At 55.4% G+C, this 13,785-nt stretch carries 15 protein-coding genes; 8 read left to right on the forward strand and 7 right to left on the reverse strand.

Annotated elements, in window-relative coordinates:
* The first annotated feature begins 857 nt into the window (after window positions 1-857).
* The 3 genes from G9463_RS13695 to G9463_RS13705 are packed head-to-tail and all read left to right on the forward strand — an operon-like array spanning window position 858 to window position 4,148.
* Entirely contained in the window at window positions 858-2,345 is a 1,488-nt protein-coding gene (locus tag G9463_RS13695) for a hypothetical protein (protein WP_165896992.1), read from the forward strand.
* The gene (locus G9463_RS13700; RefSeq protein ID WP_004966935.1) at window positions 2,342-3,025 is read left to right on the forward strand and encodes an ABC transporter ATP-binding protein; all 684 of its coding nucleotides are present in this window, start codon (window positions 2,342-2,344) and stop codon (window positions 3,023-3,025) included. Before G9463_RS13695 ends, G9463_RS13700 begins: the two co-directional genes overlap by 4 nt.
* Window positions 3,015-4,148 carry an ABC transporter permease gene (locus G9463_RS13705; protein ID WP_165896993.1) on the forward strand — a complete coding sequence of 378 codons (1,134 nt, stop codon included), beginning with the start codon at window positions 3,015-3,017 and terminating at the stop codon, window positions 4,146-4,148. Before G9463_RS13700 ends, G9463_RS13705 begins: the two co-directional genes overlap by 11 nt.
* Before the next feature lie 785 nt (window positions 4,149-4,933).
* On the opposite strand, the gene G9463_RS13710 is transcribed toward G9463_RS13705, so the two are convergent.
* The 4 genes from G9463_RS13710 to G9463_RS13725 all read right to left on the reverse strand — a co-directional run bounded on the left by G9463_RS13710 (window position 4,934) and on the right by G9463_RS13725 (window position 8,633).
* Window positions 4,934-5,569, reverse strand: coding sequence for a ribbon-helix-helix protein, CopG family (locus tag G9463_RS13710; protein WP_370457918.1), 636 nt, complete (start codon window positions 5,567-5,569; stop codon window positions 4,934-4,936).
* A gap of 752 nt (window positions 5,570-6,321) precedes the next feature.
* Window positions 6,322-6,636 carry a transcriptional regulator gene (locus tag G9463_RS13715; RefSeq protein ID WP_165896995.1) on the reverse strand — a complete coding sequence of 105 codons (315 nt, stop codon included), beginning with the start codon at window positions 6,634-6,636 and terminating at the stop codon, window positions 6,322-6,324.
* On the reverse strand, window positions 6,633-6,896 hold the full coding sequence (locus G9463_RS13720) for a hypothetical protein (protein WP_165896996.1): 264 nt from the start codon (window positions 6,894-6,896) through the stop codon (window positions 6,633-6,635). The genes G9463_RS13715 and G9463_RS13720 overlap by 4 nt, the downstream gene beginning before the upstream one ends.
* Window positions 6,897-7,091: 195 nt before the next feature.
* A complete protein-coding gene (locus G9463_RS13725) occupies window positions 7,092-8,633 on the reverse strand; it encodes a hypothetical protein (protein ID WP_165896997.1) in 1,542 nt (513 codons plus the stop codon).
* A 473-nt stretch (window positions 8,634-9,106) separates the two neighbouring features.
* On the opposite strand from G9463_RS13725, the gene G9463_RS13730 reads away from it, so the two are divergent.
* From G9463_RS13730 to G9463_RS13740, 3 genes are all read left to right on the forward strand, one after another.
* Window positions 9,107-9,493: a hypothetical protein gene (locus tag G9463_RS13730; protein ID WP_165896998.1), complete on the forward strand. Its 387-nt coding sequence runs from the start codon at window positions 9,107-9,109 to the stop codon at window positions 9,491-9,493.
* 152 nt (window positions 9,494-9,645) lie between these two features.
* A complete protein-coding gene (locus G9463_RS13735) occupies window positions 9,646-9,798 on the forward strand; it encodes a hypothetical protein (RefSeq protein ID WP_011222130.1) in 153 nt (50 codons plus the stop codon).
* 56 nt (window positions 9,799-9,854) lie between these two features.
* On the forward strand, window positions 9,855-10,271 hold the full coding sequence (locus G9463_RS13740) for a TRAM domain-containing protein (protein WP_165896999.1): 417 nt from the start codon (window positions 9,855-9,857) through the stop codon (window positions 10,269-10,271).
* 144 nt (window positions 10,272-10,415) lie between these two features.
* Here G9463_RS13740 and G9463_RS13745 read toward each other — a convergent pair whose 3' ends face one another.
* Window positions 10,416-10,838 (reverse strand): hypothetical protein, encoded by a 423-nt coding sequence (locus tag G9463_RS13745; protein WP_165897000.1) that lies wholly within the window; start codon window positions 10,836-10,838, stop codon window positions 10,416-10,418.
* A 257-nt stretch (window positions 10,839-11,095) separates the two neighbouring features.
* Between G9463_RS13745 and G9463_RS13750 the strand changes: the two genes are divergently transcribed.
* Window positions 11,096-11,548, forward strand: a complete 453-nt coding sequence (locus G9463_RS13750; RefSeq protein WP_165897001.1) for a hypothetical protein — start codon at window positions 11,096-11,098, stop codon at window positions 11,546-11,548.
* A 227-nt stretch (window positions 11,549-11,775) separates the two neighbouring features.
* Window positions 11,776-12,372, forward strand: coding sequence for a site-specific integrase (locus tag G9463_RS13755; RefSeq protein ID WP_165897002.1), 597 nt, complete (start codon window positions 11,776-11,778; stop codon window positions 12,370-12,372).
* Between the two features lie 142 nt (window positions 12,373-12,514).
* On the opposite strand, the gene G9463_RS13760 is transcribed toward G9463_RS13755, so the two are convergent.
* Together G9463_RS13760 and G9463_RS13765 are read right to left on the reverse strand one after the other, a co-directional pair.
* Window positions 12,515-12,982: a hypothetical protein gene (locus tag G9463_RS13760; protein WP_148709165.1), complete on the reverse strand. Its 468-nt coding sequence runs from the start codon at window positions 12,980-12,982 to the stop codon at window positions 12,515-12,517.
* A gap of 205 nt (window positions 12,983-13,187) precedes the next feature.
* Entirely contained in the window at window positions 13,188-13,472 is a 285-nt protein-coding gene (locus tag G9463_RS13765; protein ID WP_165897003.1) for a helix-turn-helix transcriptional regulator, read from the reverse strand.
* Window positions 13,473-13,785 lie beyond the last annotated feature (313 nt).

Here is a 13,785-nt window from a genome sequence, read left to right on the forward strand (position 1 = left end):
ACGTATCGCAATGCTGAGTTTCCTTTAGCAGTTGTTCCGGATTTCGGGGTGATTTGTTGCACGCCGATCACACCGGGTACCCGGTGCGCTGAGGGGGGTACGAGGGCGGCAGGAAAGCCGGGTGTCAGGCCCCCTGATATTGGTCCACCCTGCGTCCGCTTCGGGGTTGTATACACCACCTTAGTCGGGTACTTTCTCCGGGTTGAGTTCACGAATCGTGTGGAGCAACTCCTCGCTGGTCTACACACGGGCGCAATACGCTCGGTTTCGGTTATCTGCTTGTAATTATCACATGGGCTCTCTCCTACCTGGTGACCAGCCGGCGACGATCGCGACACCACCTGACGCTTGGGGCCGGTCCATCCCGAAATGACAACTGCGCTTGCTCGAGCGAACGGAGTATACCGAATGCAAAACCGAGCGATATGCGAGTACAGCGATTCTGCTGTCGGTTCTCTCAATCAAAAGAGGAGACATCTGAACCAGTGTAGCTCCCGTGTCAGTAAACGTTGCCGACAGATACAAAAGCAAGTTTGAGCTGAAGAGACACCCTCTCCTCCGTGGTCGGTTGCCGGCGAATGCCACGATATACTCCGTTGGAGTCCGGGTATCCAACTTGATGGCTGTGCGTGCGCAATTTGAGTAATCTCTGAGGAGGTCTGCGAGCTGCATAGGCACTTCTCGTTACGGCCTCCTCGCTTCTCAAACGCGTTCAACTAGACAATGCCCTGCGGAGGTATGTGCAGTATATTTAACACCGACCGAAACGGAGCGACCCATATGGTAATGGTCTCCGATGCGGCCCTCCTGCCGAGCAGTTGGTTCGATATAAAACTCCCTTTGGGGGGGGAACCTACGTGACGCGAGGTACTGTAGCCGTACTCGCTTGTCTTGTTGTTGTCGGATTATTTCCTGTGTCTGTCGCGGGTGCAAACATCAATGCCTCCATCGCAGACGTTGATATCTCAGTTTCATCACCAGCACCAGGTGAACCCGTCACGTTTGACGCGACAGTTCGAAATCTCGAAAGCAGTGATGCACCGCTCAAAATAAACGACATCGTGATCCGGAGGTCTGACTTGAGTGCTATCGAGCGTGCCTCGAATCTGGGCTCGGTTTCGCCGGGCAGCACGTTGGAAGTGGCATTGACGGCGACGTTTGACTCGGCAGGGACGAAAGATCTCCGTGTCATCGTGTATGGTCGCGACCCCGGGACAGGCACGAGCGTCAAATTTCAATATCCGGTACAACTGAACGTTGAAGAGCGTCACCCGCAGGTGGATCTCACAGCTAACGAGTCCGTTGCCGGCGTCGAATCGGCTGGACAAGTCACGGTCGCAAATGGTCTTGACTCCCAGATAACGAACGTTGAGGTCGTCGTCGAGGGCGACGACATTGAAATGATACAAAACAGAACAGTGGCGTCAAGTATCTCTCAGAACGGTTCTATGACCGCCCCATTCCGGTTCCGGACCGAATCCGCCGGCGAGCACGAACTGACCACGACGGTCAGCTATACGATCAGTGACGACATCACGCGCACTACAACCCAGACGAGAGTCATTGACTCGGACCCACTCCGGAACAGTGTGGAGCTCGATACGACTGCAGTCGGCAGCGGCACCGACCGCGCGCTGCGAGTCGCGGTCTCGAACGGGGCCAACGCGCCGCTCTCAGATGTCACAGTTAGTGCAACGTCGGAGAATGCGTCGTTCCAGCGTGTGTTGCTTGAGAACATCTCAGCTAGCACGACCCAGGAAGTGCGACTGAACGCCACGACGGACGAACCTCGGGCGGACGTCACCGTCACAGCCGAGTACGAACTCGGGACAGAAACGGAGAGGACGACCGCCGAAACGACGCTCCGGTCGGTCCCAGGGACGATAGACCTCACCGGGCTGGACGTGATCCGTCAGGGCGGGCGCCTCCAGATTTCCGGGAGTGCGAGCAACGTCGGCTCGACAGATGCGGACAGCGTCCTCGTCAGCGTCGCCGATACCGAGAACGTCACCCCGGCGACGCCAAACCGTGACTACTTCGTCGGGACGGTTCCGGCCAGTGACTTCGTCTCCTTCGACGTGTACGCACGGACGGAGGGGAATGTCACGTCGGTGCCACTGGAGGTGACGTATCTCGTTGACGACACGCGGAAGCGACAAACGTTCGACGTCAACCTCGACCGGATGGGCGGTTCGGCACAGCAGTCCGAGCAGGACAGCGACAACGGGGGCGGTGATCAGAACAGTATGCTGCCGGTGTTCATCGCTGGCGGACTGGCGCTACTGGTCGTCGTTGGTGTCCTCGTGCGCCGCTACCGAAGTGGTGACGATGAAATCGAGGTATGACGGTCATCGACGCACAGGGACTGGTCAAGCGCTATCGTACCGGCGGTCAGACCCTCTACGCGCTGGCGGGTATTGATTTCGCCCTCGAGGCCGGCGAGTTCGTCTCGATTATGGGCCCCAGCGGCAGTGGCAAGACAACCCTGCTGAATACCCTTGGGCTGCTGGATACGCCAACGGAAGGGACCGTCCTGCTGGAGGGGCAGGATGTGACCGGTCTCGGCGACAGCAAGCGGACCGCGCTCCGCAAGCGGACGGTCGGCTTCGTGTTCCAGCACTTCTATCTCCTGCCGACGTTGACTGCCGTCGAAAACGTCGAGGTCCCTCTGCTGTTGGACAGCGACCCGGAAGTCACAAAGCGGGCCAGAACGCTCTTAGAGCGGCTCGGTCTCGACGACCGACTGGATCACAAGCCCGACGAACTCTCCGGTGGCCAGAAGCAGCGCGTCGCCATCGCGCGCTCGCTCATCAACAGCCCGAAGGTCGTACTCGCCGACGAGCCGACGGGCAATCTCGACAGCGAAACCGGACGACAGATACTCGACGAGTTCCGCCGCATCGCTGACGAGGACGACGTGGCAATCGTCGCAGTCACCCACGACGATCTGGTCAACGAATACGTCGACCGAACCGTCCATCTGGTCGACGGCACCATCGGGAGGGAACGGAAGAATGGCGGGTAGGTTCTTCCCGGCCGCGCTGATGGCGCGGCGCAACCTCACACGAACGAAGATGCGGTCGTTGCTGGCGTCGCTGGGCATCGTCATTGGGGTTCTGGCTATCGCTTCGCTGGGGATGTTCGGCGTCGCGCTCCAGTACTCGTTTACCCAGAACCTCGGCAACGTTGGAAACGAGCTTACGGTGTACCCGAACTCCGGTGAAAACATTACTGAACTCACCGAGCGCGACATCCGCACTATTCGTAGAGAAGCAAGCCCGACAGCAACTGTCTCACCGGTAAAGACGCGCGTTGAGACGGTCTCGTACAACCGCGAGGACGCCGCCAGTGAGACAATATACGGCGTTGAGAATCCGGCAGCGTTGTACGAGGCCCAGGAGGGACGGGTGTCGCCGTTCCGGACCGGCGCGCTCATCGGGTCAGATGTCGCGGAAGAGCACGATTTGCATCCAGGAAGTCAGATCACTGTCAACGGGACCAGCGTCCGTATCCGAGCCGTGCTGGAAGAAGGCGACGCGTTCTCCTCAGCGAACCCCGACAATCGAATCATTATGCCGGTGGGTTCGTTCAGTGAGCGTAGCTACTCGGAAGTGTACATCACTGAGTCGACTGGGACGCGAGCCAACGAGACGGCCATGGGGATACGCGACTCACTCAACGATCGTGAGCAGCGGGTCTCCGTTCAGGAACTGGGCTCTCTCGTCGACACCATCGAGGAGCAGTTCCAGATCATCAACACCGTCCTCGCCGGTATCGCATCGATCTCGCTGCTCGTGGCCGGTATCTCGATTCTTAACGTCATGTTGATGTCCACGGTCGAACGTCGGGAAGAGATCGGCGTCCTTAGAGCAGTCGGCTACCAGAAACGAGATATCCTCAAAGTGATGTTGATGGAAGCGACACTGCTCGGATTCCTCGGTGGTATTGTTGGCGTGGCTCTGAGTGTCGGTGCCGGACTCGCAATTAATCATTACGCTGTCGGCGATGCGATGGCCGTTTTCAGGCTGCCAAACGTCTGGTACGTCGGCGCGGCATTCACTTTTGGGGTGCTAACGAGCATCGTCAGCGGGCTGTACCCAGCTTGGAAAGCAGCGAGCGAGGAACCAGTTGACGCGCTACGTGGTTAAACAGACCTGCGAAATTGATGCCGTAATATCATCGGCCTCCGTGGGCTGTCTCGTCCGAACTATAGGTATTCTAAGAACCAATCCGGAGCGCCGGTGTACTCGGTACAGCAGCGCTTGCGGTATGGTTCTCCTCTGGCGTTCGATATATGTCCCGTCCAAGTCAACTATCTCCCCGCACAGGTCACATTCGGTGCAGTAGCACATCTGCCACTGCTCAGCTGAGAGGCCCTTTGTCTCGATGTACAGCTTGTCCAGTGCCCGGAGTGTGAGCTGGGCCCGTACCTGTTGATTATCATCTTCACCGCTCTTCCTAGCAGTGGCTCCGGATTTTGGGGTAGTTTGTTGCACGCCGGTAACACCCGGTACCCGGTGCGATGAGGGGGTACGAGGGCTACAGGAAAACCGGGTGTCAGCCTCCCCTGATATTGGTCCACCCTGCGTCCGCTTCGGGGTCGTATACACCGCCCCAGTCGGGTACTTTCTCCGGGTTGAGTTCATGAATCGCGTGGAGCAACTCCTCGCTGGTCCACCTCTGAGCGAGATTAATACGCTCGGCCTCGGTTATCTGGTTGCAATTACCCACATTGGCTCTATCATACCTATTGGCCAGTCAGCGATGATTGCCACAACAGCTAGCCGTCAGAACTGCGCCATCCCAGAATGACAATTTGCCCGCTCAAGCGACCGGGGCACATCGAGTGCAAAATCAAAATATCCATTGGACATCAATCCGCCCCTGCTGCAACACACGCCGCCAGCAGGGCGGCTGGCAGTCCTTTCGATGGTTACGGGAACCGCCGCCGAATCCAGTCTAAGACTTTGACTGTAAGCGGGCGGGCGTGTTTCACCTCTTGCCGTAGCTCGTCGCGTATCTCGTCGCGGAGTTCCATCACCAGTTCACGCTGTTCAGTTGTTCCGTGCCACTGACGGTCGGCCTTCTCTTCGATGGTTTCTTCCATTGATTCGAGATCCTCGGTCGTGGCTGTGGTTTCGATCAGCTCCGAGGCATTCCCGGCCAGCTCCCCAGTCTTCTCTATTATCTGCAGTTTGTCCTCTTGGCGGAGCGCGTCGTTCTCTTCTTTCAGTTCGCGGATTTGCTGCCGGTATTCGCCGCGGACCGCTTGCACTGCTTCGTCGGCCGTCTTCTCGATTGTTTTTTCCATCGACTCAACCCGCGACCTGGCAATGCGCATTCGCTCTTCGAACTCATCACGCTCGCGCTTGAGATTTTTGATCGTCTCCTCCATCTCTTCTTTCTCCTGTTTCGTTATCACCTGGTCGTCGAGGTCGTCTTTGATATGCCGAGCACGCAGCACCGACCGAATGAACTCGCTCCGGCTTTTTCCCTCCGCATTCGCTTCGCGTTCGAGTTCAGCGACCTCATCTTCTGGCAACTTAAATGAGACTGTTTGCAGAGCCACAGCACGCCGTGCGAGCAGCGTCCACAAAAGGCATTGAGATTGTTTATTTCCGTATGTGTCGGTATACATATTGATAACGTCTGGACGTGCCGTAAACCGGCGTCTTAGACAGTGAAATCCAAATACCAGTAAAATATACGGAAGTAACACGGTGTACCATCAAAGTCTATCGATAGATCACCAGTATACACACCCCAAGACCGCGGATCTATCGATAACATTTGTCCAAAGAAAAAGGGGGGTAATCAGGTAAACAAAATCAGGCAAAATAGTGTAAAAACTCTTAGATGAGGAGTAACTGAGATAATATTCAGGCTCGCGCCTTGGTGCCGATGCGTTAGTGTTCAGAGTAGACGGTGAACCAACGGTGGCACTCGGCGCACCGGGTGCCACGGCTCACCTCACCGTCATGGATCGGGTCTATCTCGTTCTCAACGCCGCAATGTGAACACTCGACAGCCATCGTATACTCGTCGGTCATCAGGTGCCACCAATGGCTACAGCGTCCTTAGACCGGCGGTGTGAGTACGGAGAGAAAAGAGGAAGCTAACGACCAATGGGGCCGACTGTCCCTGTCGGTGAAAAAGATAGAGACGCGAGAACTATTATCCCCAGTGGCGACACGAAGGCAACATCAAAACGCAGTATGTTGCGCCGGTCGATCCAGCCGAGTAGTCAGCGATTCACATTGGATCGCTCATAGCTGAACACGACCCGGTCACGCTAACGGACTATCACCGGGGTGACCACAATCACTCCAGCGTCCGCCCAAGACTCTCGCGCATCCCGGTCAGGACCTCACGCCCGTCGTCGGTGACCGAATACGTCTGTCGGTGCTTGTTCGGTCCTGTTGACTCAACCAACCCCGTCGACTCCAGATCCGCGAGCGAGCGCCGGGCATGGCGGTCACTCACCTCAAGACCCTCCTGTGCGGCCTGTGCGATCAGGCCACGCCAGGCGTCGCCGTCATAACTGGCGACCAACAGCAGGCACGTCTGTGCCGTTGGCGTGAGGTTCTGGTACGCTGCCCAGTCTGGCTGGTCGTTGGCATCGCTGTCGTCCGTCATCGGCTCACTGCCATTGTGAGCGTGGTCTGTGCCGGCGCTGCCAGTGACCGCTCGCCATCGAACAGCCACAGTCGCTCGATAGCACTGATTGGGAGCCACTGTTCGACGGTGATCGCCTCGACCCAGAAGCCGCCGAGCACCGACATGACGACCGCGACCAGTGCTCGCAGTGTCGCCCGGATCGCGCCGACGCCAGATGCGAGTGGCACCACCAATGTTGCCCGCCCAGCGCGAGCCAGTGAGCGCACATCACTGGCCATCAGTTTCCACCTCCAACAGCGTTCAGGGGGGTCCCCCCTTCCGTTCTTGTTCCTGATACGCGCGCGCATCGAACGGAACTTTTTGTCCACTCCGGCCGATCGGTGCCGCTGGCCCCGCCGACCGGGCCGCCAGAGTCGGCTATCGTGAACATAAACGGGTACTCACTATCGGTCTCTACCAGTGGCTTCGCTGGGTTAATCATCGGCCTCAACCTCCACTGTCCCAGCGGGTCCAGTTCGTCTTGGAATGCGTGCTGCAACGATCTCTGCGTTCGCGTCTGGCTTGAACATGATATCGTAGCGTCTCTGCGTGGCTTGGATCGGACTCGCTGGGAACGCGCCATCAGAGTAGGGACTGGATAGTGGCTCGAGTATCTCCGGTTCATCATCAGAGATATCGATGATCCCGCGGCCAGGCGCGAGCACGCGCAGTTCGTGCACGGCACCGTTGGCTGCGCGGTACTCCTTGAGGATCGTTGGCTGCTCATCGTCGTCGGTCGCCACCTGGAGGTCCTCGACGATCATCCCGCCATCGTCGTCGGTCGTCGGCGCAGCTGACGCTGGAATCCCAAGCCGGAACTGGAACTCCGGTGTGTCGTGTGGGTAGCCTAAATCAGAAAACTGGAACTCGGAGAACCGATTCTCGTTGTAGCACAGTCCGAACCCCTTCGGTCGCTTCGAGAGGAGGTCTTGATCCTGTTCGATATCACGGAATGGTTTGGGCGCTTCAGCCTTCGTCGTCCGGTTGCCGCGTTCGTTGTTCGAGAGTTCAACCCAGAAATCGAACTCCTTGAGCCAGTGATTGTGGACGTCTTCTTCGTGATGGGCGTAGCCGATTAGTGACAGTCCAGCTGACCGCATTTCCTTCGAGATGTTCGCCATGGTCCGAACACACTCATACGTCCAGTGGCCAGTCTCCCCACCGGAAGCGGCTTCAGGCGCAATCATCCCGAACTCGTCGATGTGGACGGTCATCCAGTTGCGCTCGCCATCGTTATCGACACGCAAGCCGTCGAAGGTCCGTGCTGCGAGAAACCCAAACCACCAGTGTGAGGCCGGCGTCGGGTCTGGTTCGTTCTTGGGTTTGAACTCCGGTTGCTTGACCGTCGCATCTGCCGTTGCCAGTGCATTGCTACAGCCACGAAAATAGGGATCCGGGAACACGACGTTGTACGTACCCTTTGGATGGTCCTGCAGTTGCTCGACCAGCTCGAAGACATCTGAGTAATACCGGACAGCTCGGCACAGTTCCTCTGGAGTGGGGTCGCTTGCATCAACGCCCTCCATCCAGCGGCCGTCAACCTCGACCCCGCTGGGGAGCCACAGCGTTGTCCAGTCAGCTAGTCGCCGCCAGTCTGAGCTTTTCTGGCGGCCGTTCCTGACGATGCGCTCGTCGTTGTGTTCCATCTGGTACGTGGCAAACTGGTCGGCAGCCGTGGACTTACCCGAGCCTTTCGGCGCTTCGACCATTGTCAGTGAGGCGCCTGGAGAAGTCACCGTCGAGGGACCATCCGATGCACTCTCAACGTGGATCAAAAAGTCCGGGTACACGCCCGACAATGCCGCGCCCTCGCGTGGGTAGAACGCCTCAGCGTCAAATTCGGGGATGTTGAACCGCCGGCGAATCTCTTTGGCGTCGGGTCGCCAGTATTCTTCGGGTGTCATGTCGTGTAGTATCTCTGCGCCTTGTTGCGTTTGGTCGGTGTATGCGTCGGGTTTTCTCTCGTCTTTGGACATAGGTTGGGTCTACAGGTGCTGTTAGGTTGGTTGCGCTGCTATGCGTCGGTACTTTAGCCAGTCTCACGGGCACGCTGTGTGCTTGCGCTGGGTCACACGAAACAGCAGTCGCTGCGTTGGGCGTCGCCCTTCTCTGCTGGGAGAGTATGAAGCCACTCGTCGGATGCACTGAGTCTACACCTCGTGCCGCCCTCGCACAGGTCAATGCCAGTCTCGGCCACCGCCTCCGGTCAGTTGCTCCTGTTAACTGGAATGGATGCTCTCGTGTGAGTAGGGCGCCACAGTCAGACTGCGGTCATCCTACGAACACGAAACCGGTGGCAGACCACGGACAAATATGGCTGGATTAGTACAGTATTCTGTCACTCTCTGTATGGTCCCGAAACAGTCTGGTAAGAGATTGTAAGAGGGAGACACTGGAATGGAGTGGACAGCGCCGATGCCCTTTTCTCAAATACTGCTAATCCGTGGGTATGGCCAATTCAGTCATGCTGGGGCGAAGTGTAGTCCAGCGAGGGGGCGTCAGTCTGTATCTGAGTATCGACCATGGTTGGCAGGAGGCCGCAGGTTTGGACGTCGACGATACGTGCCGACTGGAGATCGAAGAAGTTGGTGACGCGTCGCTGACGGTGGCGCTGTTCATCGATAAAGACTACGGGACAGTGGCAGACCCACCAGGGCAGTTCGATATCGAGCCAGTGGATATCCAGACCGATCTTCAGTGGTGTCTGCCCGCCGATATGCGCCACGAATTCGGTATCTCCGAGGAGTTCACATACAGTGCCGAGTACCACGGCGACGGCGAGATCCACTACGAACTCACGTCGCCGACCGTTCGCGATGAGCGACTGCTTGCCTGAACTGAAGTGGCGGTGGTAGTAGGTGTGCCCGTGACGGCGGAGCAAACGTTTCTGTTGAGTGGCCTGAGACAGTGGCTAAACGCTTATATCCGAGGATAGGCAATTTTTGCGTAGAAGGAACACTGTCACACGCTTCTTCCATTCCCCTTTCCATGTCTGATGACACGCAGCGTCTCGGCCGGTGCCCAGACTGTGGCGAGCGTATCACAACTCCGTGGCTGCTGGTTGAATACGAGAAAGACGATGGGACAGAGGGTATCTGGGCCGAGTGTCCGACGTGTGAAGACGTCGTTGCGCCTGAGTAGTCATAGACAGCAGACTCAAGTATGTCTCTGTAAGTATCTCGCATAAGAGACTAGTGATGGATATTCCTTCCCAACTTCAGTGTCTGTTTTCTGCGTCTATCGAAGAGCGCGAAAACTCCTACGTGGTCGAAATCCCAGAGCAAGAACTGGAGCTCGGTGATCTACAGCAAGGCGAGACATATCGTGTCGCGGTTTTATCGCTGCCGGCGGATACTGAAACCGAGGAGCCACCCAGCTCAGAAGCACAGCGTGAACGTGAGCCACCAGAACCGCCAGTCGAAGAAGGTGAGCAACGCACTGTCGACATCGAAGATATTGGTGACAAAGGTGATGGGATTACTCGTGTCGAGCGCGGATTTGTTGTGATTGTTCCAGATACTGACATCGGAGAGCGTGTTACTGTCGAAATCACTGATGTGGGCAAGAACGTCGCCTTTGCAGATGTGGTTACGCGGCTCTCATCGAACGGATAATCCAATGGATTCCTTCAGATGTGCCACGACCTCCGGCAAGGCTCGTAGTTTGCTAAACCCCGGCGGTAGCAGTAACGACTTATCACATAAGTCGTGATCTGGTCAGTACAGAAACCTCCACCATCAATCTGAGAATCCACTCTCTCAAGAATTATCTTTACCAATGAACGGTATCAAAAAGAACAGGACACCACCAGCTATGGATAAGGTGATGCCAAGGCCAAAGGGAAGCACTGTCAGGGTAACAGGGTCATACGTCATCTGAAATGTATAGACTCTGTCTTGATACTGGACGGCATTGTTAGCGAATGTAGTTAGTGTGGAATCCTTTACCGGGGCTGCTCCACCATCCTGTATTCGATTAAATACTTCTTTTTCTCCGTCAGTGAGACCCGAATATGATACTATTGTCTCATTTGTATCAGCGACAGTCTGATCAACCTGAATCTGATACGGCGTAGATTGTATTTCGCTATATGCAGCAGATCCAGTTATTCCGATTCCGATTATGAACAGCCCAACACCTACGGCTTGGAGGGGAGTATGAAACCGCGGGGACAGCCTCATCGATTGATCGTTGATATGATGGTAATATTAAACTTTTTATTTGCTCTATTCAGGGGCCAGTAGATTTGCACGCCTACCAAACAGTGTGACCGTGGAGGCACCTCTAATACCGTAGTTCCGACTTGCTTGATACGCTTCTATTCGGTCGATGCAAGCGATCTACCCCTCACACTACAAGATTATCACTCTACAACCGTATCAATCGGCTACATATACATACGCCAAATGTGAATTACTAGAAAAACACAGTGATCTTGATGAACGCCGAAAGTTATTCACGACTGGTCGCGAGTACAGGAACCGTTCTCTTGCTTGTCGGGCTAATCCTCTTTTATGGAAGCTTGCCATCATATTCGACTGCGATTGAAACGAAATCGGCAGACAAACGTGCCATGGCAGACGAAATGGAACAGTACTCGGTCGCTGAGATAGATGCGGTTCCATTTGCAAACCTGTCTTCGGCGGAACAGACGGCCTTCACCCGAGCACGCCAGTCGCCACAGAACCAGTATTCAGACCGTGGAGCATCCGATGATGGTTCAACGTTCGACTATCGGAATGACATCGTTACCCAGTACTTTGTTGCGTACGACGAAGACTTGTACTTGGTTAGTGCCGTTATTGACATCCACCCACTCATGAGTGCGGGCAGCGCTTTTAGTGGCTTCTTAGGTATCGGACTTCTTGGTTTTGCGTACTGGATATCTTGAACAACGTGGTCAGGCGGACTTTGGCCAACTGACAACCGTAGTTAGTACGCAGGCCTACCGAGCAGGCTCTCCACCTATTCAGTGGTGAAAGTAACTCTGAGAGCGCGAGTAACGACTTGTATCACAAGTCGTAACAGATTCGGTGTTTGACAGCGGAAATCCGGTGTGTATACCCCTATTCCTACCAACCGCTAGATACTTTACTAACGGAAATAAAAGTAATCGTAATGCGTATCGAATCGACTGCTGGAAACGAGCATAAGGTGTGGCTCACCGACAGTGAAATCGAAGAACTGCGCCGAGCTACCAACAGCCAACGCGACGACATAATCATTCAACTCGGGGCATTTGTCGGCCTTCGGGCATTCGAGATTCCACAGGTGTGTCCTGCCGACGTAAAAGAAGCTGAGAGCGGCCAGTACCGACTCAGAGTCACAGCTGGGAAAGACACCAGCGGTAACGGTGGAAAGCCCCGCGATGCCTACCTCCCCGACCGCGTTGAGCGCGATCTCAAACGGTATCAGAACGAACACAACATCGCTCCCAACGACCCATTCATCGATCTGACTCAACCCGGCGTTCGTGCGGTCGTCCGGCGTACCGCCAACCGTGCAGCACAAGCGACCGGTGAGGACGATTTAGAGAAGGTGAGTACACATGACCTCCGTCGCCGGTATGCACAGCGACTCCTCGTCGACGAGCAAATGAATCCCCGCGTGGTGATGGCTGTCGGTGGTTGGGACAGTTTCGCTGCTATTGAACCATATCTGAACGCACCGAGTGAGGAGGTTATCGACCAAGCCTTTGCAGAGGCCAAACTCTGACTGAGGGCAATAGCGAGTTCAAGCGCGCAATTCTGACTGATCGATGAGAACCCTGCTGCAAGCGGTATGCAGTGGTCGGTACGGCCAATAGACGTGACGAAAATGAATCCGTCAGCTCTCGATTGAAGCGGCAGTAAGTAGTCTACTGCCACGGGAGAGCATCTTCGATCGGACCAGTAACTCTCTCACTGATTTGGCTTTCCCATCGGTCGATTGGTGCCACTTTTGAGATTTCATCTGAGAGTTCACTCGAGAGGACTCCATCCAAGAATCCCATTTGAATTGCTACTATTCCCACCAAAACCGGGAGCCCGAAAACAAACAACACACTGAATAGATTGACCAGCACCCCGTTGAGTAGTTCAATCCGCCGGAGAATCCAATGTATTATCCAGCCGACTACGCAAATTACTATTGTATAAGTCGTAAGCTGCAGAACCTGAATCATTACTGCTGTCGCTCGCGCTCCACCGATATCTGTGAATATGAATACTCCGGCAATAGAACCAATTATCAGCCACATCAGTAATCCAATAATTTTCACCCACCGTCTGGATCTTCTGACAGCAGCATCATCGGGTACTTGATCATGTCGCCATGGATTCTGCATGGTAATTTATCCTTGCTACCTCAAGATAAGCCATTATTCCGTGATGACACTTGCGTCAGAAATTCTACTCCATTAGCTGTCGTTGTTCCTCTGAACAAGGTTCGATAGTGCTAGATATGCACACTTATCCAACAGCGTATTCAACCACTCAGCGCTGAAAAAATAGCTACTGCGTGAACTACGATGCTGTCCCTGAGATAGGCTGTCAGGAAGGGTGAGTGGTTACGTGCTGGCTCTCCCACTCACTCCGAGCAGTAAGTTCTCGTTCACCACGCTGTGTGGTTGCATAGACATTGGTCCGCCCGTCTTTCTCTCCTTTTTCGACGAGTCCTTTCTCAACAAGCGTGTCCAGATTTGGGTATAGCCTCCCGTGATAGATATCTTGCTGATAGTACTCATCTATCTCTTCCTTGATGGCTATGCCATGGGGCTCGGCCAGCCCATGTACTATATAGAGTAGGTCACGTTGGAAACCGGTTAGATCGTGCATTTCACCGCTAACTACCAGCCTGGTATGGTTAATCCCAGTGAACCTACTGTACCACGCTCATCAGAGAGAGCACAAGGCCCACCCCCGGCAGAGAGGAACGTGTGTACATACGCGGAAGCCAGACGACTCACATCTGAAACCAGTCGGCCACTGTCCAGTGACTGACACGGGACACTCGGAGTGGCGCAGCTTCACTTTCACCACGATTTGCATGGGTTTTAGACCACGCCAAGCGTACCGCCAGCCGTCTCCCATCGCAAACGAGACGGAGAACACTATGAGCAACTCTGATATACAGCAGGAAGCCCAAGAC

The sequence above is a fragment of the Haloarcula sp. JP-Z28 genome, from assembly GCF_011440255.1.
GTDB classification, from domain to species: domain Archaea; phylum Halobacteriota; class Halobacteria; order Halobacteriales; family Haloarculaceae; genus Haloarcula; species Haloarcula marismortui.